The 23,413-nt window shown below is 60.2% G+C and carries 20 protein-coding genes and 1 pseudogene; 5 read left to right on the top strand and 16 right to left on the bottom strand.

Annotated elements, in window-relative coordinates; translation table 11 throughout:
- Positions 1-582: 582 nt before the first annotated feature.
- The 16 genes from LU699_RS12825 to LU699_RS12755 form a co-directional block, all read right to left on the bottom strand.
- Positions 583-2,646, bottom strand: coding sequence for a peptidoglycan-binding protein (locus LU699_RS12825; protein ID WP_232137278.1), 2,064 nt, complete (start codon positions 2,644-2,646; stop codon positions 583-585).
- Between the two features lie 97 nt (positions 2,647-2,743).
- The gene (locus LU699_RS12820) at positions 2,744-3,631 is read right to left on the bottom strand and encodes a hypothetical protein (protein WP_232580194.1); all 888 of its coding nucleotides are present in this window, start codon (positions 3,629-3,631) and stop codon (positions 2,744-2,746) included.
- Between the two features lie 54 nt (positions 3,632-3,685).
- Positions 3,686-4,918: a Tle-like phospholipase domain-containing protein gene (locus tag LU699_RS12815; RefSeq protein ID WP_232148816.1), complete on the bottom strand. Its 1,233-nt coding sequence runs from the start codon at positions 4,916-4,918 to the stop codon at positions 3,686-3,688.
- The gene (locus tag LU699_RS12810; RefSeq protein WP_232137283.1) at positions 4,915-5,487 is read right to left on the bottom strand and encodes a hypothetical protein; all 573 of its coding nucleotides are present in this window, start codon (positions 5,485-5,487) and stop codon (positions 4,915-4,917) included. Before LU699_RS12810 ends, LU699_RS12815 begins: the two co-directional genes overlap by 4 nt.
- A 125-nt stretch (positions 5,488-5,612) precedes the next feature.
- Complete coding sequence (locus LU699_RS18445) at positions 5,613-6,071, bottom strand: DUF4189 domain-containing protein (RefSeq protein ID WP_425491077.1); 459 nt, start codon at positions 6,069-6,071, stop codon at positions 5,613-5,615.
- A gap of 11 nt (positions 6,072-6,082) precedes the next feature.
- Positions 6,083-7,111 carry a TrbL/VirB6 family protein gene (locus LU699_RS12805; protein ID WP_232137284.1) on the bottom strand — a complete coding sequence of 343 codons (1,029 nt, stop codon included), beginning with the start codon at positions 7,109-7,111 and terminating at the stop codon, positions 6,083-6,085.
- Between the two features lie 12 nt (positions 7,112-7,123).
- Positions 7,124-7,861, bottom strand: coding sequence for a KH domain-containing protein (locus LU699_RS12800; protein WP_232137285.1), 738 nt, complete (start codon positions 7,859-7,861; stop codon positions 7,124-7,126).
- Positions 7,862-7,916: 55 nt separating this feature from the next.
- On the bottom strand, positions 7,917-10,385 hold the full coding sequence (locus LU699_RS12795) for a VirB4 family type IV secretion/conjugal transfer ATPase (protein ID WP_232137286.1): 2,469 nt from the start codon (positions 10,383-10,385) through the stop codon (positions 7,917-7,919).
- 4 nt (positions 10,386-10,389) lie between these two features.
- Positions 10,390-10,701 carry a VirB3 family type IV secretion system protein gene (locus LU699_RS12790; RefSeq protein WP_232137287.1) on the bottom strand — a complete coding sequence of 104 codons (312 nt, stop codon included), beginning with the start codon at positions 10,699-10,701 and terminating at the stop codon, positions 10,390-10,392.
- Positions 10,694-11,068 carry a TrbC/VirB2 family protein gene (locus tag LU699_RS12785; RefSeq protein ID WP_232137288.1) on the bottom strand — a complete coding sequence of 125 codons (375 nt, stop codon included), beginning with the start codon at positions 11,066-11,068 and terminating at the stop codon, positions 10,694-10,696. The genes LU699_RS12790 and LU699_RS12785 overlap by 8 nt, the downstream gene beginning before the upstream one ends.
- 77 nt (positions 11,069-11,145) lie before the next feature.
- Positions 11,146-11,976 (bottom strand): lytic transglycosylase domain-containing protein, encoded by an 831-nt coding sequence (locus LU699_RS12780; RefSeq protein ID WP_425491076.1) that lies wholly within the window; start codon positions 11,974-11,976, stop codon positions 11,146-11,148.
- Between the two features lie 88 nt (positions 11,977-12,064).
- Entirely contained in the window at positions 12,065-13,099 is a 1,035-nt protein-coding gene (virB11, locus tag LU699_RS12775) for a P-type DNA transfer ATPase VirB11 (RefSeq protein WP_232137290.1), read from the bottom strand.
- 14 nt (positions 13,100-13,113) lie between these two features.
- A complete protein-coding gene (locus LU699_RS12770) occupies positions 13,114-14,319 on the bottom strand; it encodes a TrbI/VirB10 family protein (protein WP_232137291.1) in 1,206 nt (401 codons plus the stop codon).
- Positions 14,316-15,086 carry a TrbG/VirB9 family P-type conjugative transfer protein gene (locus LU699_RS12765; RefSeq protein ID WP_232137292.1) on the bottom strand — a complete coding sequence of 257 codons (771 nt, stop codon included), beginning with the start codon at positions 15,084-15,086 and terminating at the stop codon, positions 14,316-14,318. The genes LU699_RS12770 and LU699_RS12765 overlap by 4 nt, the downstream gene beginning before the upstream one ends.
- On the bottom strand, positions 15,086-15,994 hold the full coding sequence (locus LU699_RS12760) for a VirB8 family type IV secretion system protein (protein WP_232137293.1): 909 nt from the start codon (positions 15,992-15,994) through the stop codon (positions 15,086-15,088). Before LU699_RS12760 ends, LU699_RS12765 begins: the two co-directional genes overlap by 1 nt.
- 12 nt (positions 15,995-16,006) lie before the next feature.
- Positions 16,007-16,351, bottom strand: a complete 345-nt coding sequence (locus LU699_RS12755; RefSeq protein ID WP_232137294.1) for a hypothetical protein — start codon at positions 16,349-16,351, stop codon at positions 16,007-16,009.
- A 732-nt stretch (positions 16,352-17,083) separates the two neighbouring features.
- Between LU699_RS12755 and LU699_RS12750 the strand changes: the two genes are divergently transcribed.
- The 5 genes and pseudogenes from LU699_RS12750 (at position 17,084) to LU699_RS12730 (ending at position 23,401) form a co-directional block, all read left to right on the top strand.
- Positions 17,084-17,650 carry a hypothetical protein gene (locus LU699_RS12750; protein WP_232137296.1) on the top strand — a complete coding sequence of 189 codons (567 nt, stop codon included), beginning with the start codon at positions 17,084-17,086 and terminating at the stop codon, positions 17,648-17,650.
- Between the two features lie 72 nt (positions 17,651-17,722).
- Positions 17,723-19,396 (top strand): annotated as a pseudogene (locus LU699_RS12745) (type IV secretory system conjugative DNA transfer family protein); the annotation flags it as partial.
- A gap of 191 nt (positions 19,397-19,587) precedes the next feature.
- Positions 19,588-19,920, top strand: a complete 333-nt coding sequence (locus LU699_RS12740; RefSeq protein WP_232137298.1) for a hypothetical protein — start codon at positions 19,588-19,590, stop codon at positions 19,918-19,920.
- Positions 19,917-22,334: a hypothetical protein gene (locus LU699_RS12735; RefSeq protein ID WP_232580193.1), complete on the top strand. Its 2,418-nt coding sequence runs from the start codon at positions 19,917-19,919 to the stop codon at positions 22,332-22,334. The genes LU699_RS12740 and LU699_RS12735 overlap by 4 nt, the downstream gene beginning before the upstream one ends.
- Before the next feature lie 98 nt (positions 22,335-22,432).
- Complete coding sequence (locus LU699_RS12730; protein WP_232137301.1) at positions 22,433-23,401, top strand: hypothetical protein; 969 nt, start codon at positions 22,433-22,435, stop codon at positions 23,399-23,401.
- Positions 23,402-23,413 lie beyond the last annotated feature (12 nt).

Below are 23,413 nucleotides of genomic sequence, written 5' to 3'. Positions count from 1 at the left end.
ACGACAGAAGTAGATTCGCACGCAATGCCATGAAGGCTGTGTAGGCGAAACCCTAACTGGGAAGTAGGTGATAATCCGGGCGATCGAAGAGCGAACGAAGAACAGCGCCCCCGAGCATTAATGCTGGTGCGGCGTCATGTCTTTTCTGCCAGGACCGTTCCAGCGTCCCGGCTGCTCGCCTACGGGGCACACGGTCAGATACTGGCGAAACGAATTTATATCGTCATTCGACCAAGTCTTCCCGTAAGTATTGATGGGTTGGCAATGCGGCAGGACGACGAAGGCGCCCGTGTAGGGTGGCACCGGCATCCAACAGCGAAGCGGCGCCTTCCGCACATCTTGTCCCTGTTCGCAGAACAGGAACGGGTCGCTATCCCGATACGTAAGAACTTGATCAAGGTCCTGCGCGCCTACGCAGGAACTCGCGAGCAGGAGAGCCGTGAGAGTGAGCGGAATTCCAGGCTTCATACAATTCCTTCGTAGAGCACATTGGAAGAGTTGCCTGCTGAGCCACTGCACCAAGCAATCCGCTGGTGCAGTGGCGGCAGGCGACCGTTTTAATTGAACACAGATGCGAGATCGCTATCGGGACAGATCCTGGCTTGCTTTGGCCGGATCGGTGATCGCTTGATCCGCAGACTGTTTCTGCCACTGCTGCCCTTGCTCGCTCGACGCGTAATTGTCCACAAGGCGGCGAATATCTAGGCCGTCAGCATCTCGAGCAGCAGCTAGCATGCGCTGCACGAAATCTCCCTGCGATTCCCTCAAAGCGCTTTCCTGCTCCGTCCGCTCTTCGGCCGGACGACTTCTTTCCAGCTCCTCCATCTTCCCGCGCGTTTCAGGCCCCACGATTCCATCGACACGAATGCCGGCGGAGCGCTGCAGGTTCAGCACGGCCTCCCGGGTCGAGTCGCCAAATTTTCCGTCGGCGGAAAGCGCACGACCTGACGCATCGCTAAAGCCGAGCTGATGCAATCTACTTTGGAACTCCGCCACGCCAGGCCCATTTGCGCCGTGCTGCATCAGCTGATCATTCGCGCGCGACGCCTCTACTGCGCTCGCAACGGCGTCTTGGGACTGCCCACCAAAGATCCCATCGACTTTGATCGCGCTATCGGCCTGAAGCGCGCGCAGCGCGTGATCGGTGTGTGTGCCGAATGTGCCGCTTCTCGTCTCGAGAGGCTGTCCATCCTCACCGCGGTAGCCGAGCTGATTGAGCTGCTCTTGCAGCGCAATCACCGCGGCCCCATTGGCGCCGAGCTGCAGCGCGCCTGCCGAAAGCGCGGCGCGGGTAACATCTGCCGCGCTGGTCTGCTCGCTCCCGCGCAGCACTGGCATCGGATCAACGCGCCGTCCGTCGCGGAGGAGTTCAAAGTGCAGATGCGTGTCGCCGTGCGCAGGTGTGTTGCCTGTGCGGCCCATCGTGCCAATCTGATCGCCCGCCTCAACGCGCTGACCGTTTCGCACTGAAAATGCGTCTAAGTGGAAATACTTGGTCATCGAGCCGTCGTCATGCTGGATGCGCACGGTATTGCCAGCATCGGCATTTCCCGGCGCAACCTGCACAACGCCGCCCGCAAACGCGACGATAGGATCGCCCACCTCGCCTTGGATATCGATGCCGCCATGCGGCTTCCCGCTGCTGCGGGGCGTTCCGAACTCACCTCGCCCTTCGCGCGGCTTATCAGCCTGATTGATCTCTGTATTGCCTGGCGCAGGCCAAGTCGCGCCCGAGCGCTCAGGCGCCGGAGGTGACGTCCGCTCGGCCTCTGGGCGGCTTATCTGGTCAGTGATGGCCTGACGGGTCGCTTCGTCCGCGCGGCCAGTCTGCTCCGCGCCCCTTGCAGCTTGAAAGCTGCGAACCGCCTCCTCGGTGCGCTGACCGTAGATGCCGCTCGTCGTCTCAAGCTGATTACCCTGCCCGTCGCGATAGCCCAGCGTGTTGAGCGACTCCTGCAGCGCCCGCACGTCCTGACCGCGCTCGCTACGCGACAGCACGCCGTCGGCAAGCGGATCAGGTCTGACAGCCGCGCCTGGCAGCTGCGCAGTCGCTTCGATGCCACGATCCGGGATCGCGATTGCAGCATACTTCGCCGTCCAATACTGGGTGAACGACGTAGCGAGATCGCGATCGCTCAGCCTTGCGATCGCATCCTGTCGGTGACCAGTCAAACGCGAGAACTCGGCGTCATCAATATTGCCGAGAATGTTCGTGCGCGTCCTCGCGCCCGAGAACTCGCCGGTTGCGATTGCACGCTGGATCGACGCGTATCCGCCGCCACCCTGCTGGTGGGCCAGATACATGTCGAGTCCGTTCGGCGACTCTGCCCCCGACAAAAACGGGTATCCGGTCTCATTGGAGCGGTTGGTGATCTGAGTGCGATTACGCGCGTAGAGCGCTGCGGCGGCATCCGTGTTCGCGGTTGCGTCAAACTCGCGTCCCGTGATCCCGAACTCTGCTGCCGTGCGCGGCATGAACTGGAACAGCCCCTTGGCGCCGCTCTCGCGATTGTGCGCGTCCGCGTTGAACTTCCCGCCTGTTTCAATGTAGGCAAAGCGCAGAAAATCGTCGCGAGGAATACCGCTCTCAGCAGCCTCGCGTTCGATGATGTCGAGAACAGCTGCTCTGTCGTGATTACCGGCCATCATTGGCTCCTCAGGTGAAGTGCGGCCGCGGCGGGCCGCAGGACGTCAACCGGACTCAATCCTTGAGTCTTATGCAGAGCGGTCAACTCGAAATAGGTCAGGGCGCCTGATAGCGCTCTGTATTCGCGTCGAGTTCAAAGCTTAGCGCATCTTCTGGGCCAAGTGGACGAGTCTGGCCGGGGCCGACAACAGTCTCGCCGGACTGAACGATGCGTATGCGCGGGAGATCTCCGCCGGAAGACGGCTCAAACTCGAGTTCACCTGAACTGGCCGCGCAGGTCATCACGCCTCCTTCGCAGGCCTCAGCATTGTCGCTTCCTGCTTGGACAGTGCCGACATACGTCCAGACCCGGAACGGCGTTTGCGGCAACCCGTTTTTATTAAACAGGAATAGAGCGTAATTGGACATCGCAACGCCGTCTTCAAACATTCGGGTGGGCACGCCGAGAATCAATCGCCCGTCCGCCAGTTTGTGAGAGACAGTGCGGCGAGACTCATCCACCATTTCGGGCTGATTGAGACGGCCGAACTCACCGACAAAACCATCCGTCGCAATCTGAGACCAACCTGCTTGACCGCCCTCATCCTTCTGGACGAGCGTGACCTGCCCGATCGCGACATGCCCCGGTTCCATTGTGGTGCTTTCAGCCTCCGAGCCGTCCGTCCCCACAGAGCGCGACGTAAAGCCTGTGAAGTAGTGCTCGCCGTTCAAGTCGAACGCGTGGCCATACCAATATCCAACAGTCGCGCCGCCTTCAACCTGGAAGCTGTGGGCGCCATCGCCATCGCGCTGGTATACGAAATACAGCACGCTGTCCGGAGACGGCGGTTTCAAAGCGGTCATGCTGTTGTCCTTGTCCTGGATGTCCGTGGGCGCTGTCTGTACGGCTTGCGCCGATGAAGCTCCGCTCGTGTCGCCGCCCTGCGCGCAGGCCGAGATAGCAAGCGCGCCACCAATCAAAACGCACATGAACGATCGCTTCAAAACCCTCTCCTTGATAGAACGCCGCAAGCTCGACCGACACCGGAGACCGCCCGACTAGGCCTGACGCGCCGCCTCCTGATGCGTAGGTCCGCTCTGCTGGGCAGCGTCCCGCTGCGCCAGCTGCTGCGCTTCCTGATCCGCTCGCTGCTGCCAGGCCTGGCCGGAGGGTGAGGATTGGAGGTCCTGCGTCGCATTGCGAATGCTCTCAGAGTTCCCGCTCTTCGCGGCGTCCAAAAGTCGCGACACATAGTCCTGCTGCGTCGTGCCTTCGTTCCGCGCAAGCTGCACGTCGCCTCGATCACTGGGCGCGTCAACAGACGCCCGGCGGCCATCCCGCCCCCTCTGAGACTGCTCTTCCTCACGCCTCGCAGGCTCGCCAGCTGGAAGCGGGCCGCGGATCGCATCCACGCCATCGCGAATGAGTCCGCCCGGGCCACGCGAGATAACGGTCGCCCCGACGCGGCGCGCCTCGATATCGCTTCTGTAGCTCTCGATGGAGCGGTCGTTGTCGTTCGCGCGCGTGCGCGCAGCTTGGTCGTTGAGGATCGAACGATCGGGCTTCCCATCGCCATCTACGGGTAAGAAGTTATGCATGCTGTGCGAGCCGAACGAGCGGCCCGCTGCTGTGAGCGGAAAGTCCGGCGTAATGAAGTCGCGCCCACGGTGCTCGTGGTAGCCCGACTGGCGAAGGACGGTCATTTCCCGCTCTGTGGCATAGATCCTGACTTGCCCGTAATGCGGGCTCGCCGAACTCACCGCATCGGCCGCCATCACGTGGTTCAAAACGCGATTGCCGCCTTCGGGAATTCGTCGATCCAGGCTCGCCGCGCCGTAGGCGTTGAACGTCTCGCCGCGCAGGTCAAAGTGATGCGCTGACACCTGCGCAAGCGTTCCGCCCAGAGAGTGCCCGGTAACTGTGACTTCCGGTGCCGCGCGTCCAGGCGTCTTGTTTGACTGCTCCGCGTAGCCGATGGCGCGCCGGGTCAGCTCGATCGCATCGTTCGCCTGCGGATTGGTGCGGCTTGCCACCATCGATCCGTCCGCAACGACACCGTCCTTCCAGATCTGCTCAGTGCCGCGGTGCGCCACCACGATCTCGCCCGTATCGGCGCGCTGATAGACAGTGCCTTGGTAGCCGGTCCGGGCATTGTTCACGTGCTCCCGGATGCGATAATCAACGCCTTCGATCGTCACGTGCTCGTTGTAGGGCGGACTGCGCACGCCGACGCGGCGATCCTCGTAGCTGTCATTCGCGAGGCCCGCATATTGCTGCGACGGCACGCTCACGGCTGCGCCTGCTGCGCTGAAATCACCACTTCAAAGAACTCAGATTTTCTTGCGTCAGGCACATTCTCCAAAGACGGGTCCCCGAACTCTGCGTAGTTGTCGATCTCAGCCTTCGGATAGTGACCTTCCCAAAAGAACGTTGGCTTCGACCCACCCTGCTCGATTGCGTCGGCTTCAAGCGCGGCTACGAAGGACGTTGCCATCGGGTCACTCGATTCACGAAGGCTGACACGCGTCTCAATGAACTTCCAATGACACACGCCGCGGCCGTAATAGTCCTCATCGAGCACTTGGTCGGCAAACACGCGACCTACAAACTCTGTATCGGACACGCGCTTGAGCGCGACTGGCTCATTGGTCGAGATCCGGGGCACTGCGCCCGAAAGCGGCTGCGGCTCGCCGCACTCACCAGCGTTTTCGACGTCGTATTGAGCGGCAGCATCGATCTGCGCGAACGGCCCTGGAGCATCTTTGAGCACAACGCGAATGTCGTAAGCGTTCTTCGGGGCGGGATTGAGCTTACGCATCGCCTCAGCCCTAGATTCCTGACTCTCTTGTGCTGTATCCATCAGTCCTGACTCCAAATTCCGTTGGCCGCATCCAGAAAAGAATGTGGCGATGAGTAAACCCGCGCAAATTGACTTCACCCAGATCTCCTTAACGCGCCACTGCGAAGCGGCAATCGAGCGACGCGCTAGCGCACCGTTGGAGTGGCATCACCACTGCAGCCGCTCCAGCGGATTTCGCATGCTCGCCCACAGTCGCGCTTTGCTGCGTTGGTTGCCGAGCGTAGCGTCGGTTCAATCGCCCACCGCGACTTGAAACTGCTAGTAGCAACCGCGGCGCACTCATTTACAAACGTGACCTCAAGGGCGCACATGCCGCCACCACGCTCCGCACACATAGTGGTCGCCGCGCGAACGGCATCCCCCTCGCTCAGGTGCCCTGTGACAAAACCCGTGAGCCCATTTGTCTCGCTTACCGCATAAGCGCCCCACCTGTCGTCCGGGTGTGCTTGGCGGGTGTCGCCGACGCCATGTGCCGGGAGGAACACCCGGTTGTAGTCTGCAGAGCCAGGCTGCTGGGCGGCCGCCGACAATGTGGCGACGAGCCCGATAGCGATGCACAGCACGCAAGCTCGACATTGCCGCATCTTCTTCATCATCAGCCAATCCCTCCGTCACCACCTCGCCGAGGGCGCGAAGGCAGCGTTTCCTGCTTGAAGTCGGACACCTGGCCCGTGCTGTTGCGACCGACATTGCCAAAGCTTGAGTTTGCTGCGAACTGGCCAAGCGTGCCGTTGAAGAACATAGCGGCCATGGGCGGCGTCATCACCATCAGGACAGACATCAGCAGACCAACACCGCCCTGCTGAACAGCGGCGGAATTCAGGCCTCCACCAAAGCCGGGGCCCATCGCGCCAATGCCGATGCTCGACAAGGTGTACGCCGCCACCATCGCCGCAGCAGCCATCGCAACGACTTTGGTCGCGATGGAGACCATCACCGCGAGCACCGCCATCGCAAACATTGTGCCTATGCCGTAAAGAAGCCAGCGCTTGAAGAGGTCTTTTGTCTGATCGAATAGCAGAGCCAGGATGAAAAGCGGGCCAAAGCCCACGAAGAGAACGAGCGCAATCTTGTAGAGAAGCAGCATCGCGCCGCCGATGACTGAGGGTCCGGCGATGCCAATACCGGTCAAATTGGTCACCGCCTTCTGGTCTCGCGTGTTCGCATCGCTGCCCTGAGTCGGGAGAGCATCGACGAGGGCAAAAATCAGGCCCATCGTTTGGAGATTCTTGTCGATCGCGTCTTCCACTTTGCTGTCGTTGCCCGACACGACCTGATGGATCGATGTCGGCAAATCACTGGTGAAAAACGTCGTCAAATTGTTGCCGAAAAACGACATGGAGGTCGCAGCGATCACGATCAGAAAAGCGCGAAGTGATCCCACGACTAGGCCCATCAACGACTCACGGCTCCGGCCCGTTACGATCAGAAAGCCCTGAATGAGAACCCAAAGCACCAGAAGCGTGAAAACGATCCCGCTAACGAACCGCGTCGTTCGCCCCAAAAGCGCGTTCTGAAACGCGGCGATGTCAGAATTCACAACCCCGAAGATGAACTTGAAAAACGCCCATGACGCAAACCCACTCGGGTTAAACATCGCAACACTATCTGGCAGAAATTCCATGATGCGAACGCCTTATTTGATGATCGGCATCGAGAGAGAGCCACTGCCTTTGAGCGCGTTTCGAGTTAGCGCCGCCTGCGAATTACGAATGTGCGCGATTCGCGCCTCGTAAGCGGACATGTAGGTGTTGTAGCGGTCGCGATCGTTGTCCATAAGCGCAGTAAGTGCGAGGAGTTCATTCGTGTTTTGCTGAATGTTCGCGTAGTCATCAGCGCCGAGAGTCCTGCGATGGTCTTCGATCTGCTTCAACCGGTCATAGTTCTCTTTTGAGCGCTCGAACATACGCATCGAAAAGCGGTACTGGGCGAGCTCAGTGTTGGCGAGGTCTTTGCAGAGCTGTTGCTGACTGCTTCCAAGGCCTGTGGCCGCGCCGGACGTACAGAGCTGGTCGATCCCGACTGCACTCGCCGTTGGCTGCGTCGCATTAAGCGCCTCGTCTCCTGTAGGCGTGGCGATCATCTCTGGCGTCGTGCCGCCACGGGGGTTGACCCGAAGCTTCCGATTGACGTCGTTGAGCTTGTCAATGACGTTTCCGTTCTTGCCGATGCGGTTTTGCAGCTCTTTGATTTCCTGCTGCGTCTTCGTGTCGTTCACCTGCCACGCTGCCGCAGCCGCCCCGGTTCCGAGCAGCGCGATGACCGCGAGCGTGGCCGTCAGGCCGCGGCTGGCCTTTGGCAGATCAGGCGTCGTCCCGAAAGTCCTGGCCCATGCGGCAGCAAAGCCATGGCCGCGTTGTATGGTCGATGTCATATGCCCTTCTCCCGAAGTCTTCGATCAATGCGTCTAAGCTTCACAGGCGGCGGCGTCAGCTGTTTGCAGCGCGCCGACTACTGCCCCGCTCCACCTGCCCCTTGGCCGCGCGCCCCGATCCCTTCCGGTTTTCATAGAACGCTTCCAGCCATTGCTCGGGCGTGAGCTCCGAGCGATCCACGCCAAGTCGCTCGGACTCCTCCCGAACGATCTGGTCCATCACTTCAATGTTGTCTGTGCTTGCCGAGATCACAGCCAGCGCATCGTCCATGCCGCGCAGGTTGAGCTGGCACACGGTCGAACCATGTCCCTGCTTGACCAGGAACGAGCGTGAGCGCTCGTCCAGGTTCGCCACCACTTCGAACTCCGCTTCCGTGAGCTTCAAGCCCTCCATGTAATCCGCGCGCGAGGCATTCGGATTGGGAAGAAGAATGAGCGTTGCCGTCTGCTCGATCAGCGCTGCCGAGATGTCGCTCGCAAGCGCATCCTCGGGACTTTGCGTCGCAAAGATCCCAAGGCCATTCTGCTTTCGGATGGTCTTTTGCTTGTTCTTGGCGAAGTCTTTGAGCGCGCCGCCGCCGTCGAGGATCTTCCAGAACTCATCCATCACGTAGATGAGCGGACGACCATCGATCAGGTCTTCCAGGCGGTGCAGCAAGTAATTGATCACCGGCACGCGCACTTCGGCGTTGTCGATGACGTCCGTGTAGTCAAACCCGATGATGTTCGCGCGGTCCAGGTCAATGATGTCGACCGGGTTGTCAAAAACCCAGCCGAGCGTATTTCCGGCGGTCCATTTGCGAAGGCGCGCGAACAGTCCGTCGTCGCCCATGTTCGGAAGGCTCTTCTGAAAGTTCGTCATCGAACGCAGATGCTTGGGCATGTCGAGCATGCTCTCCACCGCGCGGAAGACGTCCTCATCCTCACGCGCGGTGTAGCTGACCTTACCCGCGAGCACCTTCATCAAATTGCCAAGGAACTGCACGTTTGCTTCCGTGCGCTCGCATTGAAAGGGATTGAAGCCGGTGGGTTGCCCGTTATCAAGCGCAAGATAGTTGCCACCACAGGCACGCACGAAGATCTCTGCGCCGCGGTCCTTGTCGAAAAAGAAAATGGTCGGCGCAGGATCGTATTTCTGGACCTGGCTGAGCAGGAAGTTGATCAGCGCAGTCTTGCCGGTGCCGGACTTGCCGATCACCATCGTGTTGCCGATCGCCTTCTCACCGAGCGAATTCTCCGCCGGATGCGTTGCGTGGAAGTTGAAGTAGTAAGGCTGTCCGTTTGTGGTCTGCAGGACGGTCAGGCACTGACCCCACGGGTTGTTGTCCTTCTTACCAGTCGCAAAGTTGTGGAGCGGCGAGAGGCCGAGGAAGTTCAGCGAGCTGACATTGGCAAGACGCGTGCGGAACTTCCAGTTGCCCGGAAGCTGGGAGTAAAACGCCGAGCAGACAGCAAGATCCTCTTTGACAGACACAAACCCCGCGTTCGAAAGCTCGGCTCGCGTTGTCGCGATATTCTGCGAGAGCAGCTTCTGATCATCGGCGTAGAGCGCCATCATGAAGTGGTACTCGCCAAGCACAAAGTTGCCGGACGCTACCTGATCCATTGCGTGATCCATCTCGATCACCTGGCTGACGGCCTTGTCTCCCGAAGAGATCATCATGCCCTTGGTGCGGTCGAGGATCTTCAAGGCATCCTGACGGCCCATTGGGCTGAACGAATGCGTGATGACGTATTCAAAGTCCAGATACTTCAAGTTGTTCAGGATGCCGGGATACGTACCGTCTGTGAACTCCTTGATGTTGAGGATCGCGCCGAACTGATTTTTCCCCCCGGGCGCACTGACGACGAAGTCGCCGGACTTTGCGGAGAACATGTGGCGCGCCACTGGCAGGTAGTCATAGATAGGAGCGCGAAGCACGGGGACCGGCTCTTCGAGCCGGTTGAGCAAGTAACCAAAGAAGCTCAGCGTCTCTGAGAACACAACGCCATTGTCCGCCTCATACAGGCCAAGGCGCACTGGCGCGTAATCTTTGAGCACGGCCTCGACGTTGCCAGCGAGCTCCATCGTCTTACCTACCGCCTGGTCCTGCTCGGCCTGAAGTCGGCTTGTATCGGCCGACTTTTCGATGAACTTCTTACCGGTCACAATGGGCCGGTAGATCATCGTCAAGTAGAGCTCGTTTTGCATGATCTTTTGCGACGAAAGACGCTCAAAGTACTCGTCTGACATCTGCTGATTGAAGGGCTGATCGAAGCGGCTCTCGACATCGATGCGGCCGCGCCGCCGAACGTCGTGAACCCAAAATGCGACATTGACAAAGTCTGGCGCACGAAGGGTTTGGAGCATCCGGTTGAAGGTGTTGTGCCTGTGTTCGAGCTCCCACTCCTCTCGGCCCACGAACGGCAACCCGTCAAGCCGCCAGGTAATGAAAAAGTCTCCGCCCGTTGTCTTGACCACATGCGCAGACACGTGGGCGGAGAGCGGTACGAACTCGGAGATGGCGGTGTCGGGCGCGAGCATGACGCTAGTCCTTCGGCTGTTCGAATGTCTTGCGATAGCTGTTGGGCGAAAGCACCCACATGCCGTTGTGATGCTTCAAATTTTTGACCTTCGTGCGGAACTGCAGCCTCAGGCCAAGCAGACGAAAGATCATCTCGTCCCGCCGCGCCATCTGTCGCATGATCATCACCACGAAAGGGAGCAGCAGCAGGAAGAACATGTCGATGTAAAACGTCAGCAGCAGGCACGCGCCAGCGGCGATCGCAAAGGGCAGATACGGAACCCCAAGGAACATCGCCGGACGCGTGCAGCCCCGAAAAAGAACGTCTTTACGCATAGACCGGCAGAAGCTGCACGACAACCATCGCGGTCTTCGTGACGTCTGCGGGGAGCAACATCTTGGCAATCTGCGCAGCCGCACCGATCAGAAATCCGCCAATCAGAACAGGCGCGACGTCGCCGATGCGCTTGTGGTTGAACGCGATCTGATAGCCCGCGAAGATCACCGCGATCGTCACGATCGCGATCGACGCGACGTTGAGAAGCGCGTTGATGTTGTTGAAAAAACTATTGACGCGGCTAGTCGCGCCGCTGACGTCTTGCGCCATCGCAATGAGCGGAAATGTCGCAACGCTCGCGCACGCGGCCAGAGCGGCTGCACGGGCGGCGCGAGCGGTCGAGATGATCGAATCTGCTTTCTTCATGAGTTGCCCCTTCTTAGTGGTGAGTTGAAATGTGCTGGGTGTAGCGCGACCGGTCCCTCGGTCAGATGAAGCGTGATCTAGAAGACAAATGCGGAATCCCTCGCGGGCGGCGCTTGGTGCACCGCAGCCGGCTGAGTGCTCGGCGCCGGCGCCCCCATGCCCTGGGGAGGGGGCGCAGATGGCCTCGGCGCGCCAACCAGTTGCACCACCACTGGTCCGTCCTCGGCGGCGGGAGAAGCGCCTGCACCCGCGCCGTCGCGCCGCACGGCCGCGGGGGCGGCGGCGGTGATCGCGTCCACAGGCGCGGGCTGCAGGCGAGACGTCTCCTGGGTCGCATCTTGGCGAGCGCTCGAGGCTGCAGCTTCCGCGACGCGACGCGCGATCAAGCTTTCAACGGCGCTCACGGCTGCGGCGCGCGCCGGACGCGGGGTGCTTGGCTGAGACCGGATGACCGGGATAGCGGCCGCTTGCGCGCCGCTTGCGACCGCGCCCTGCCAAGACGCAACCACCTTCTGGACGTATCCATGACGAAAGCCGGTCGTGAAGTTGCCGGAGTAGTAGCAGCTAAACGCCTTGCCCCAGTCTTGACCCGAGCGACCGTAGCACTCGGCGAGGATCCGCGAGCCGGCCTGCACATTGGGGCAGATATCAAACGCTTTCTCGTAGCTGTCGAGCCCCTGCTTATCGAGGTTGTAGCGGTTCACCTGCGCGATGCCGAGGGAAAAGTTGTAGCCTTCCTGTTCGAGCATGCGCGCAGTCGAAAGGGCCTCGCCAAGGCTCCGAGGCTGCCTAGCGAGCCGTCCGCCTACAACGCCGATCGCGAACGGATTGAACGACGATTCGACCTTGGCGACGTGATGCATCACCTCGGCTGGAACCGCGAGATCCGCGCAGGCCATCATCTCGATCCCTGGCAGCATTACCGCACCTCCCCGCCCATGGCGCGGCGCGCGAGCGCCGTGCACGCAGCGCCAAATGCAACGCAATTCCAGGCGCTCATGCCAGGCCTCGCGTGGGATCGAAATCGATACCCGTGATGAAGCGGCGCCCTGCGTGCGCCTTGATGTGCACCACGATGTCGATCGTCAGCTTCAAGAGACGCTTGATCACTTCGAACTCAAGCCCCGCGCCCTCTGCCGACGCTTTGACCATCAAAGCGAGTTGATCCCACGTCTGCGACGTGCTGCCGGCATGGCAGCTCGTGATCGAGCCTGGGTGGCCGGAGGCGCAGTTGCGGATGAAATAGAAAGACTCGTCACCCCGGAGCTCCGCCAGGATGATGCGATCGGGCTTCATACGCAGACATGCCTCCATGCAGGTCTTCGCCGAGATGTTGCTCGCACTTTGTCCGCCCTTGGAATAGAGCAAGTGCACGACATTGGGCTGAGACAAGAAAAGCTCGCGCGCGTCCTCGATCGTGACCAACCGCTCCTGATGTGAGATGTGGTTTACGAGCGACTTCATGAAGGTCGTCTTGCCGCTGCCAGTCGCGCCGGAGACCACGATGTTCTTGTGATACTGGACGGCTTTTTGAAAAAATACGGCATAGTTGCGCTGACGCCGAAGCTCCAAGAGCTCCTGATCGTAATCACTGACGGTGTGTTCTTGCTCGACGACCTCGTCAAAAAAACCGTCCCGCGCATACTCTTCGAGCGTCTTCCCAAATCGCGCCGGGAGGCGAATCGTGATCGACACCTTTCCCGCGTCGCATGCGGGCGGTATCACGAACTGAGCACGCTGACCGGTTGGAAACGTCAACGAGACCATCGGATCGGCATCCGTAATACGCTGGCCGGTGTTGCTTTCGTTGACCACTGCCGTGCAGAACTGGCGTGCCCGCTCAAAGGTAAGCGAGGGCACTTCGACGCGGTTCCAGCCCGAACGCGTCTCCAGATAAAGCTCGCCGGGCTGGTTGATGCAGATCTCAGTGACGTCTGTCGAGTGCATATGCTCGCCAATGCCGAGGATCTCGTACTGATAGTCGAGAAACTCGTTCGACACTTTGGCGAGGATGGCGGTCTCGGCATTCATCTGCGTAGCGTCGATCAGCGGATCACAGAAGAAAAATCGACGTCGCGGGACACATAGATCGCAACGACGGTACCTTGATTGATGGTAACGGTCGGCGGGCGGCTCATGTTTCGGTCCAATGCCATGTTGGCCATCCGCTCCATCGTCCGCGCCGTCGAGCTCTCATACGGGTTTTGCACGATCGCGCCGTTGACGACAGATGTCTGGGGGGGACCGTTCTCCGCTGCCGCATACTTGAAGGCGTCGCTCAGAATGCTGATCAAAAGCGCCGAAGTGATCCGCTGACCCCAGTGCGCCGTGTAGTGGCCCGGGTGGCCAGCCGACCCCAAGACGTCCACGCCCGGACTAGTCATGTTGATATCGAGTCCGTTCGGCGTGGTCACGCGATCCCATGCCACGTTGACGCGCTCGCCAATGAGCTCGTCGCGCCCGTAGCTCCCCTGCACCTTCGAGCCCCGCGGCAGCAGCAGACGCTTGCCGTTCACTGAGTAAACAGGCTCGGTAACAATGCACGAGGTGTAGCCCGGATAGTCGGAGATCACCCGCGACTGGAGCACGCATCGGATGTATGTACCGCGCAGCAGCAGTGTGTCGGGCTTGTAAAGGGGCTGGGCACTGGTGAGACCCTCCGCCGGGCCTGAGCGAACAGAGGACTGCTGACCCTGCCCGGTCAACATCGCCGCGTAATCCTGCGGATTGAGGCCGCCTTGCTGGCCGCCCTCCGGCGCGCCGCCGCCCATCATGCCGCCGCCGCCCGCATCTTCCATTCGCCGCTCGAGTAAAGAAGGCGCCTGGCTGCGAAGCGAATCCATGCTTGGCATGTTGGAGGACTGAGACGTGCGATTGTCATCGATGACTGGAAGCGGTGGCAGTTCTTCGGCAGCCGGCACCTGCGCTACTGCGCGCTCAGGCGGGAGTTCGGGCAGATCGCGCGGCGCAGCGGGAATGATGACCTCCTCACTCGCGGGACGCGTCGCCACCGCGTCATCTGCCGAGTCCCCAAAGATCAGCCAGGCGGCAATTGCGATCAGTGCAACAACGATCGCAGCAAGGAACACGAGCGCCTTGCGATTAAGGCGCTGGACATCTTCTGCCTGGAGGTAAGGCGCTTCTCCGTCGAGGTTCGCGTCGCCTGCATACTCTCGGCGTGCATAAGGATTTGGCGCCTGACGACGATCAGCGTCGTGAGCATCATGCTCATTGGGCGGAATTTGATTCACAGTTCCGGTCTCCTGCGCAGGCCGATCGCGTTATTTCCATGGCGGACAACGAGGAAGGCATATGTACCGTGCACGACGATGGTGTCGCCCTCGACAGTGGAATTGACGATGAACTCTTCCCCATCCTCGCTTTCGCGGGCGAAGACGGCCGGGAAATTTCCGCTTGGAAAGCGCGTGCGATCGCCCATTCGGATGTAGGTGAATCGTCGGTCGTCATAGACCGTCGAGGGCACGAGCCAGCTTGGTTGGCGCTTGTGATACGAATACTCATAGGCGAAGTAGTAATCGCGAGTAGGCTCGATCGTCGTGCTGAGCTCGGCCACCGGCTCGCCTTCTGGCGTCGACTCTGCTGCGAACTTCGTATCCGTCGGGTAGACGAAGCGCACCTTGTACTGCACGCCCGATGCTTTCGCCTGGTCAAGCGCGCGCCAGTTGGTCGCGACCACCTTGAGCTCGAAAATATAGGAGTGCGCCGCGGTGCGGATCAGAAGGTTCGTATCGACATCGACGTTCTTCGGTTTTAGGTAGAACACGTTGTCACGACGGCTGATATCCCAGCCCCCACTGAAACCCGAGCTGTAATCAAGAATTTCTTCATGCGGACTTAGCTCGATCTGCGTTGTGATACCAAGGCCGGTCCGCACCTGATAGACCCTGTCGGCTTCATACGCATACTCCTCTACCACCTGCGCACCGGCAGGTGCAGCCAAGGCCGCAAGCAACGCTGCGAACCCTAGCTGTAAACATACTTGGATCACACGCCCCATCACTCCCTCTCCCCTTGTCCGCCGACGCCTTCCATTTGTTCCGCGGGCATCGTCGGCAGGGGCGCTCCTGGCGTCGTCCCCTGCTGTCCCATGGCCGTCATGTTTGGATCCATCGGTGCCGCAGCCATCTGGGGCTGCTGCATTGCCGGCACCATCTCAGCCACCCCAGGCGAAGCTGCTGACGGCGCAAAATCGTTGTCGACTCGATAGTTCACGACCCGGAAGCCAAGAGGATTGAGCAAACGGTCTTCATCGTTCAGCCGCAGATCCTGGTCGTAAGCAAACTCCATCGTGGCAATCTTGTTATCGAGCGGCTCCGAGCGACCGGTCCCCTTGTCATACACATTGCGCTGAAACCGCACCGTTGCGCCTGACGGACGGCTTCCATCACCACCACCAATCAGCACAATGCTGAGGATCCGCACGTGGAGCGCCTTGCCTGAACCGTAGACCCGAAACGGGCGATCAGGATTGCTCTCGGAGTGGAGTGCGATATAGGCCGGAGACACCGCCGGGCCGGCCATTGAGAGAGCCGTGCGCCAGTTCCGTTGCCCGATCAGCCCCGAGTCGTAGGACTCGCGAGCCAGGATGAAGTTGGCGACGTTGCTTTTGTTGATCGCCTCAGTGGCCGTTACGTCCCGGTTCTCAAAATCGCCGACCAGACGGGCAACCGAGGCCGTCCCGGTATAGGGATCGGCCATGACGAGATACGGCACCTTCTCTTTCAGAGGCAGAAAGAGGAAATAGCCGCCGGCCAGAATCAGCGACATGAGAACGGCGCTCCACGCCACAAGCCACGCGCGCTTCTCGCTGCGCTTTGCGCGCTCGGCAAGCGTCAATTCAAAGCTCACGCCCTGCGCAACAACGCGCTCAACCGCAGGCGTATCAGTATTTTTTTTACCAAACATCGATAGCGCCCCTTATTGTCCGGCGCCAGCCGCAGAGGTCTCTCCGCCGCTTGTTGCGGGGAGCGAGTCGTCGCGCTGCGTGGCCAGGCTCACGACGATTGTCTGTCGGTCCACCCCCACCACAAGATGTTGCGATGCATAAGCGGCATTCAGGGCCGACGCTGCCTCGACAAGGCTTGGCGTGCGAATGCTGCCTACCGGGCCGTAAAGCGTGTAGTCGTTCGGATGGAGATACGACAGCGTCATTCGCTGATCGCGTGCCCAACGCGTCAACATGCTCTTCAAGGTGCCGTCTGCGGGAGACGCCTGAAAAACATAGACCTGATTGAGCGGGATGGCCTGCGGCGCATCGGCCATACGATTGACTGGCATCCACTTACCGCGCGGATCTGGCGCGGAGGGAGTTGCGCAGCCAATCAAGGAGAGAGCAGCGGCCACGCACAGAAGGCCTGAGGCCTTTCGAAACGGCAGGTTACGAGTCACGCAATCACCATCGGCAAGAATCAGCCACGGCTTGGCCGCGCCAGCCCGTGTGGGTGCTGCGCAGACCTACGTCGCTGCATTCAAAAAAATTCTAACGATTCAGACACGCAGCATCGACGCCCCGCACCAAACAGCTTTTCTTTCTTGTCGATACAGCGCGCAGGCATTGCCTACGAATCGCCCCCTGTTCTGAAACTCCCTTTTTTGACCCTTCCTGCCCCATGACGACCACGCCCGAGCGCGCTTCGCCAACCTGATCTTTCGCTGAACATATTTGAACTTGCAACAGAGCGTCAAGCAGTCCTATGCAATGCACGCATTGTTCATTTAAACCGCGCTTACGACGCCCGCTCGTGTTTCAAACTCAAGACAATCCAATACATCGCTCGCTTGAACTTGTGACGGAAGTCACACCGCGATCTACGGCTTGCGCGGGTCATGCTGCACGCCTCGCCGAAACTCGTTTGCCGCGCGGATCATCGTCAGAAACGCGTGACGGTCGTCTTCATGTAACCCGTCATTGACGAAGACTGTGAAGTCTCTGGCACCATGCGAGCAAGCCCAGGGGGGCATCTACCAGACAGGTGAGATGTGGATCGATCGAGCATGGAGGATTTCATCGCCAACGCTGCGCTTTTATCAGGGCAGCTCGTGCACCAGTGCGAGAAAGCAGCGGCAAGTCAGGCGTCTGCCGCTGCAGATTTGCGCGGCACTGCGGCGGAAGTCAGGAAGGAGGTCCTTGCCGGGAAGGCCGAAATCACTCATAACGCAAAGAGCGCGGTGCGTGAGGTGCTCTCGCAGGAAATCCCTGCTGCGGTTGAAGCTATCGCACAGGCGGGCGACCGCCTGACTCGCATTACAGAGCAGCTTGCGCGAGATCAGGCCGTAGCTGGCGCGCACATGCGCAAGCTCGGATGGAAAGCGCTGGGCGCGCTTTTGCTCGCTTCGGCGCTGTTAATCGGGGTGACCGGTTATATAGCGTCGAACAATCTCGCGCGCGCCGCGAGCGCAAGTGTTGATGCCGAGATTCTAGAGGCGCTGCGAAGCGTTTCGATTACGTCCTGCGATGGCCAGCCTTGCGTCAAGCTCTCGGACGGTCAGGCGCGATGGACGAAAAACGACGACTACATTCTTGTCGACACCAGCGCAGCCGAAGGCGCACCGGTGCCCTGACCGCCCGCCCTGATGTCGCCGTTCGCTCAGGTGCTTCAAACCTATTGCCAGTTCTGAGTCAAAGGAATCGCTTTGAACAACTTTCGATTGATCGCGGCGCTTGTCCTCACCGTTCTTTTCGGCGTCGCTGCTGTCTACCTCTCTGGCTACCTGACCCTGATATTCCTCGGACTCGACACGGGGCAACTCGGGTTTGGCACCTACTACCAATACTTCAAGAACATCGATCATCCGCAGGTGCAGCCCTACGCCTGGCGCATATGGACCGCCGGCGGCATTGGTGGTGGTCTGATGCTGTTGGTGTGGGCATCGCTCCTCGTCATGCTCTACAAGCTTCGAAGCGATCGGAATATCCATGGCCGTGCGCGCTTTGCCGGCATGCTCGATCTCGCCAACAAGGGATTTTTGAAGCAGAAGGATGACGGCATCGTCGTCGGCCAGCAGAACGGCAAGCTGCTGCGCCTCTCGGGTCAGCAGTTCGTGATACTCGCCGCGCCTACCCGCTCAGGCAAGGGCGTCGGGGTTGTGATCCCAAATCTCCTTGACTACCGCGAATCCGCGGTCGTGCTCGATATCAAGCAAGAGAACTTCGACTTGACCTCGGGTTGGCGCCGCTCGATTGGCCACGAGATCTACCTGTTCAACCCGTTTGCGGAGGATCGTCGCTCGCACCGGTGGAACCCGCTGACCTATGTGTCGAGCGATCCATCGTTCCGCGTGTCCGATCTCCAGGCGATCGCCGCGATGCTCTATCCGGACGGCGACGACAAGGACAAGTTCTGGACAAGCCAAGCCCGAAATACCTTCCTCGGCTTCACGCTCTACCTGTTTGAACAAGCAGAAGCGATACCGGTCGCTCCCACGCCAACGCTTGGCGAGGTTTTGCGCCTCGCGTCTGGCGACGGCACCGAGCTGAGGCCCTACATCCAAAAACTCGCGGAGGCCCATTTCCTGAGTGGGCAGACAAGGACGGCCTTCGCTGGTCTCCTGTCCCAGGCAGACGTCACCTTCGCCTCGATCATCGGCACGTTCAGAGAGCCCCTCAACGCGTTCCTTAATCCCGTCCTGGATGCCGCAACGAGCGGCGACGACTTCCGGCTTGACGACGTGCGCCGGAAGCGCATGACGATCTACGTTGGGATCCAGCCCAATAAGCTGGCCGAGAGCCGCCTGATCGTGAACCTCTTTTTCAGCCAGCTCATCAATGTCAACACCAAGACGCTGCCGCAAAACGACAAATCGTTGAAGCACCAGTGCTTGCTGCTGATGGATGAGTTCACGTCGATCGGTAGGGTCGACATCATCTCCAAGGCCGTTGCCTACATGGCCGGCTACAACCTCAGGCTCCTACCAATCATCCAGTCGATGGCGCAGCTCGACGCGGTGTATGGCAAAGAACTCTCGCGCACGATCATCACGAATCATGCGCTGCAGATCATCTATGCCCCGCGTGAGCAGCAGGATGCGAACGACTATTCCGAGATGCTGGGCTACACGACGGTGCGCCGCCGGGCGCGCACGCGCTCACATGGTCAGGGGCGCTCCGTGTCGGATAACGAGGTCTTGGAGAAGCGCGCGCTGATGCTCCCCCAAGAGCTCAAAGCGATGGGGCCTGAGAAGGAGATCGTAATCTACGAGGGGCTCGCGCACCCCGTGCTTTGCAAGAAGATCCGCTATTACAAGGACAGCTATTTTACGAAGCGCCTAATGCCCGCGGTTGAGGTCAGGCCGCTCAACTTGGAGTCAAGAGCCACGAGTGCCGCGGGCATCAAGGTAAGCGTGTCGCAGGATTCGACAACGTTGAACGCACTCGGCTTGTAGTGCCGTGCGGCCTGACCACGCTGGCTGAGGCTCGACAAGACCGGTCAGCAGTATCTTTTCAAGCGATTGCAGGCGAATTGATTGCGCAATCGAAGTTCTAACAGAGAAGGAATTCTATGACGAAGACCATTGATCGAATCAAGCTCGGGACAACGGCAGAACACTTGGAGCGGGTGCTGCATCATCACAAGGATGATCCAGCAGCGCGGGCCCTACTGATGGAGCTTGGCGATCTGATCCTCGCCGCAAAGGCCCGTCAGATTTCAAAGCCACTGGACGGGGTGCCTTGTGAACGCGCGTTCGCCGAGGGGGTCTTTACCGAACTCACCGACCCGAGCGTTGATGAAGCATATGTCGCCTTCTCCATCGAGCTCAAGGGTGGTCTCTCGGACGAAGACCGCCGTGATCTAGAAAAGCTTGAGCAATTGCGTGCGCAGGTAAGGCGATGAGCGATCACCGCCTTCTGAGCGAGGAGATCAGATCTCAGCATGCGGACGCCATCGCACTTGGTCGCTCGTTTAAAACGCATGGCGTCAGCGAACAGGCCGCAAAGGAGTTCCTGCGCACTGATGAAGGTCTGCTCTATCAGCAGCGACTGATAGAGGCTGATCCCACCGCGTCCGCTCAGGTCATCCGAGAGCGCGCAGTTCTTCAAACCATGTCGGGGCAAGAGCTGCCGCGCTTGGTGTCCATCAGCGAACCCTTAGTCAAGGCGGTGCCAAGTGGCACGCAACCGACGCCCTATACTCCTTTTTTCGGGAAAGAATCCGATTTCCTCCGTGAGGTCGCGTCAGGCGGCAGCATCAACGAGCGCTTCGGTCTTCCAATCGCAAGCGAAGCGCCTGTCTACGACCTCTACAGAATTGTGCCTAAGGCGCCGACCGAAGTGTTCATGAGCACGGTTGCTCCCACGTCTGAACTAGGAGGGGCTGTCGCTCGAACTGGCGGAGCAACCCAGTACCTGGTGCCCAACCGCAACCTTTTTAGCGAGGCTGTGCGGGTTTCAAGTCTTGGAAACGATCTCTCATTACACGAAGGATTGAGCGCTGGCAGAAGCATAGGCGCTTCAATCACTGCGCCAGTAGAGAGCGGTGCGCTAACCAACGGGGGAAGTGGGCTTGCGAAGACCGTCGGCGCGGCCGGATTGTTCCTAACCGCTCATGATGCTCTGACCAGTAGTGCCCGTTCTGACGCACTTCGTGATCAAGGCAGTGTGCTTGCGGCTCAATCTGAGCTCAATCACTTTGCAGGACGGAACATCGGGGGCTGGGCCGGCGCTGCGGCCGGCGCCGAACTTGGTCTGGCAACTTTTGGCAGAACGCCGCAGACAGCCGTCATCGGCGGCGTCGTAGGTGGCGTGATCGGCTCGGTCGCGGGTGAGCGGATCGCCGACCGGGAGGACGCCAAGAAGATCTACAGTCAGATCGACAAAGACGGCGTGCAGTGGCGCCTCGCTGGCAAGCAATGGGAGCGACAGGAACTCGCTGATCTAACGCAGGACGCCGCAACCCAGCCGCAGCGCCGCAGCTTTTCTGCGCTACCTGAGAAGACAAGTGAACTGAACTATCGGGCCACAAACGCTGCGGTTGATCTAACCTCGCGCGATCAGCCCTCGCCTGCCAACCCGTTCAAACTTGCGGCGGGTGCCGAAGATCGTGCCAGCTTGCAGCGCGCCGACTGGCAGCGGGATACGCGGGGGGATGGATGGTATCGAGACATTGTGAGCCGCGTAGAGGCGCCGGACATACCGGTATTCGGGCGAGAGATCGCCTCGCCCGCGCGCGCGGAAGCGCTCGACGCTGAGTCAACACGGACCATCGCGTCGAACATTGCGAATAGCCCCTCGGCAACTGCCGCACGCTACGAGGCTGTGTATCGCTCGGAAGGCTGGGATCGTCATGGGCCGATGCCTACCCAAGTGGTGAAAGCGCTATCAGGTGCCGATACCCTGACGGCGTCCAACGGCCGCGCTTACATTCGCGGTCCAGATGCCACTTGGCGGCACGAAGACGCAGTCGCGTCAGGCAACCTGGCGAGTGAGCTCGAACTCACGCGTGAAGCGCTCATGCCCGCGCTGGCGCAGCATGCAGAAGCGATGCGCCACGTCTCCGTTCGAGCCGCACCATCTCCCGAGGCGCAGGATCGATCCAACCTGACGTCAACTTACGCCGATTACGGGGTTGCTCCGAGCCGTGAGAGCTTGGATGCGACTTTGATCGCGGTGGCGCGAACTCGCGCCGCGCACGGCCTGGATCGCTCTACCACATCACTCTCTCCTCAACCCGACAGCGATGGGCGCTACTCGATTCACTCGCCGATTGATCACCTTGTCAGGCACGAGGGCGTCGTGCGCGTCGCCGCCACCACAACGGCGGAGGATATCCAGCGCGCACGGGACGATCAGACGACGCATCGTGAGCCTTCTACTGAGCCGCGAGCGAAGGCTCCACCGACCGATCAACCCGCGTCTGATCAAACCCCTGGGCCACTCGGCATCCCACTGGGCGAGACTTCGGCAAAGGAGACGTCTGCGTCGCCGTTCGCGGCTAGTAGTCATCCTCAGCATGCGCTCTATGCGCTGCTGAAAGACAATCTTCCTGAGGGGACGTCCGAGCGTCGACTTGCGCAGTTCACTTCTGAGTGCCAACGCAGCGGCATCGGAGCCCGCTCTCTGGCATCGATTGAGATCGCGGGAGAGCGCGCGGCCTTTGCAACCGCCAGCGGGTGGCCGCGAGTTGACGTCAATATCAGCACGCCGCCGCCCTCTGTTGATGAAAGCGCCCTGCGCGCGCAGGAGCAGTCTCTACGCGCACAGATCGACGGAGCACGCGAAATGCCTCAAGCCCAGGCTATGCACCTTTGAGAAGATGTCTGACTGCGCGCACGATCAATCTCGTGATTTCTCATCGCTTGACGCCCCATAGCCGCCAGACACGCACTTGGTTCGGTGCTGCTCCGCTCATGCTTTTCTGCGCGCTCCTCAGCGCCTGTGCTGCGGAACCTAGCGAACTGAAGGAGGATCTGGCGCTCGTAATTGAGCCTGATCAACAGCACGTCCCGCTGCGCTACCGCTGCCCGGCGATCTCGATTTCACCTGCCAGAGCCCAGGCGCACGTCAGCCAAGACGCTGCGGTCGAGCGGGCCGTCGACCGGCTTATTGCCGATCAGAACATTGCGATCGATCCCGAGCACCAGGCGCGTCAAGCCAGCACGCAGCCTGTTCCGTTCAAGCTCGGCCCGAACACTTTCGCACTGCATCGCAACTTCTTTTACTTCCAGAATGCGCCGAGCGCCGTGCCAAGCGACGGCACTGTCAGTCTCAGCCTCCAGTGGCCTTGCCTGGAGCCCTTACCCCAAGGCTACAACTTCGCGGAAGACGACGACGCATCGATGCGCGCAATTCTGATCACCGCTCGCTACCTGGATCCTGAGCGCATCACAGTGCCGGTTGCGATGCAGCGCGCATTGCTTCCACTCGACCCGAGAAGTCCCGCGCAGCGTTCCAATCCGCTTGAAAGCCTCGACATGCGACTGCAAGGCGACATCGCGCATGGCCGGCTTGTTCCCTACTACGCAGACATCGGCGCAGTTCAGCGCTACTTGCGCGGCCGGCATCCAGGTAATGTGCGGGCGCATAGCCGTGAGAATGCGTTGCAAATCGCGAAGGACTGGTATATCAGGCGCAGCACTGACGCCGCTACGCTGAGCGTTATCAAGTGCGATAACCGGGAGATTCCTGACGGGCTACAGATCGAAGGCTCGCTCGTAAAGGATGATCCAGGCGTGCAGCGCAGAGCCTCATGCGACCATCTCTATGCGCTGCCGGCCCTTGGGATGGTGGTCGAGATGAGCTACCCACGCGCGTTCCTGCTGGACTGGAGCCGGATCGAGCAGCGTATCGAAGCGCTCCTTCGTCCCACGGGTTCCTGATCACGGGGAGAT

This window comes from Luteimonas fraxinea (assembly GCF_021233355.1).
Classification (GTDB): domain Bacteria; phylum Pseudomonadota; class Gammaproteobacteria; order Xanthomonadales; family Xanthomonadaceae; genus Luteimonas; species Luteimonas fraxinea.
The sequence above is the reverse complement of the archived record's forward strand: the minus strand, read 5'-3'. Positions and strand labels throughout refer to the sequence as shown.

Excerpts from the sequence above, each read along its gene's own strand:
- LU699_RS12755 (WP_232137294.1), bottom strand. The coding sequence starts at position 16,351 with ATGGCCGATGCGCCGCAGGCCATCCCGCTCAATCAGGTCTATGTTTTT.
- LU699_RS12735 (WP_232580193.1), top strand. The coding sequence starts at position 19,917 with ATGAGCGATCACCGCCTTCTGAGCGAGGAGATCAGATCTCAGCATGCG.
- LU699_RS12810 (WP_232137283.1), bottom strand. The coding sequence starts at position 5,487 with ATGGATACAGCACAAGAGAGTCAGGAATCTAGGGCTGAGGCGATGCGT.
- LU699_RS12800 (WP_232137285.1), bottom strand. The coding sequence starts at position 7,861 with ATGACATCGACCATACAACGCGGCCATGGCTTTGCTGCCGCATGGGCC.
- LU699_RS12795 (WP_232137286.1), bottom strand. The coding sequence starts at position 10,385 with ATGCTCGCGCCCGACACCGCCATCTCCGAGTTCGTACCGCTCTCCGCC.
- LU699_RS12790 (WP_232137287.1), bottom strand. The coding sequence starts at position 10,701 with ATGCGTAAAGACGTTCTTTTTCGGGGCTGCACGCGTCCGGCGATGTTC.
- LU699_RS12760 (WP_232137293.1), bottom strand. The coding sequence starts at position 15,994 with ATGTTTGGTAAAAAAAATACTGATACGCCTGCGGTTGAGCGCGTTGTT.
- LU699_RS12765 (WP_232137292.1), bottom strand. The coding sequence starts at position 15,086 with ATGGGGCGTGTGATCCAAGTATGTTTACAGCTAGGGTTCGCAGCGTTG.
- LU699_RS12805 (WP_232137284.1), bottom strand. The coding sequence starts at position 7,111 with ATGGAATTTCTGCCAGATAGTGTTGCGATGTTTAACCCGAGTGGGTTT.
- LU699_RS12730 (WP_232137301.1), top strand. The coding sequence starts at position 22,433 with ATGCTTTTCTGCGCGCTCCTCAGCGCCTGTGCTGCGGAACCTAGCGAA.
- LU699_RS12750 (WP_232137296.1), top strand. The coding sequence starts at position 17,084 with ATGGAGGATTTCATCGCCAACGCTGCGCTTTTATCAGGGCAGCTCGTG.
- virB11 (WP_232137290.1), bottom strand. The coding sequence starts at position 13,099 with ATGAATGCCGAGACCGCCATCCTCGCCAAAGTGTCGAACGAGTTTCTC.
- LU699_RS12785 (WP_232137288.1), bottom strand. The coding sequence starts at position 11,068 with ATGAAGAAAGCAGATTCGATCATCTCGACCGCTCGCGCCGCCCGTGCA.
- LU699_RS12740 (WP_232137298.1), top strand. The coding sequence starts at position 19,588 with ATGACGAAGACCATTGATCGAATCAAGCTCGGGACAACGGCAGAACAC.
- LU699_RS12825 (WP_232137278.1), bottom strand. The coding sequence starts at position 2,646 with ATGGCCGGTAATCACGACAGAGCAGCTGTTCTCGACATCATCGAACGC.
- LU699_RS18445 (WP_425491077.1), bottom strand. The coding sequence starts at position 6,071 with ATGCGGCAATGTCGAGCTTGCGTGCTGTGCATCGCTATCGGGCTCGTC.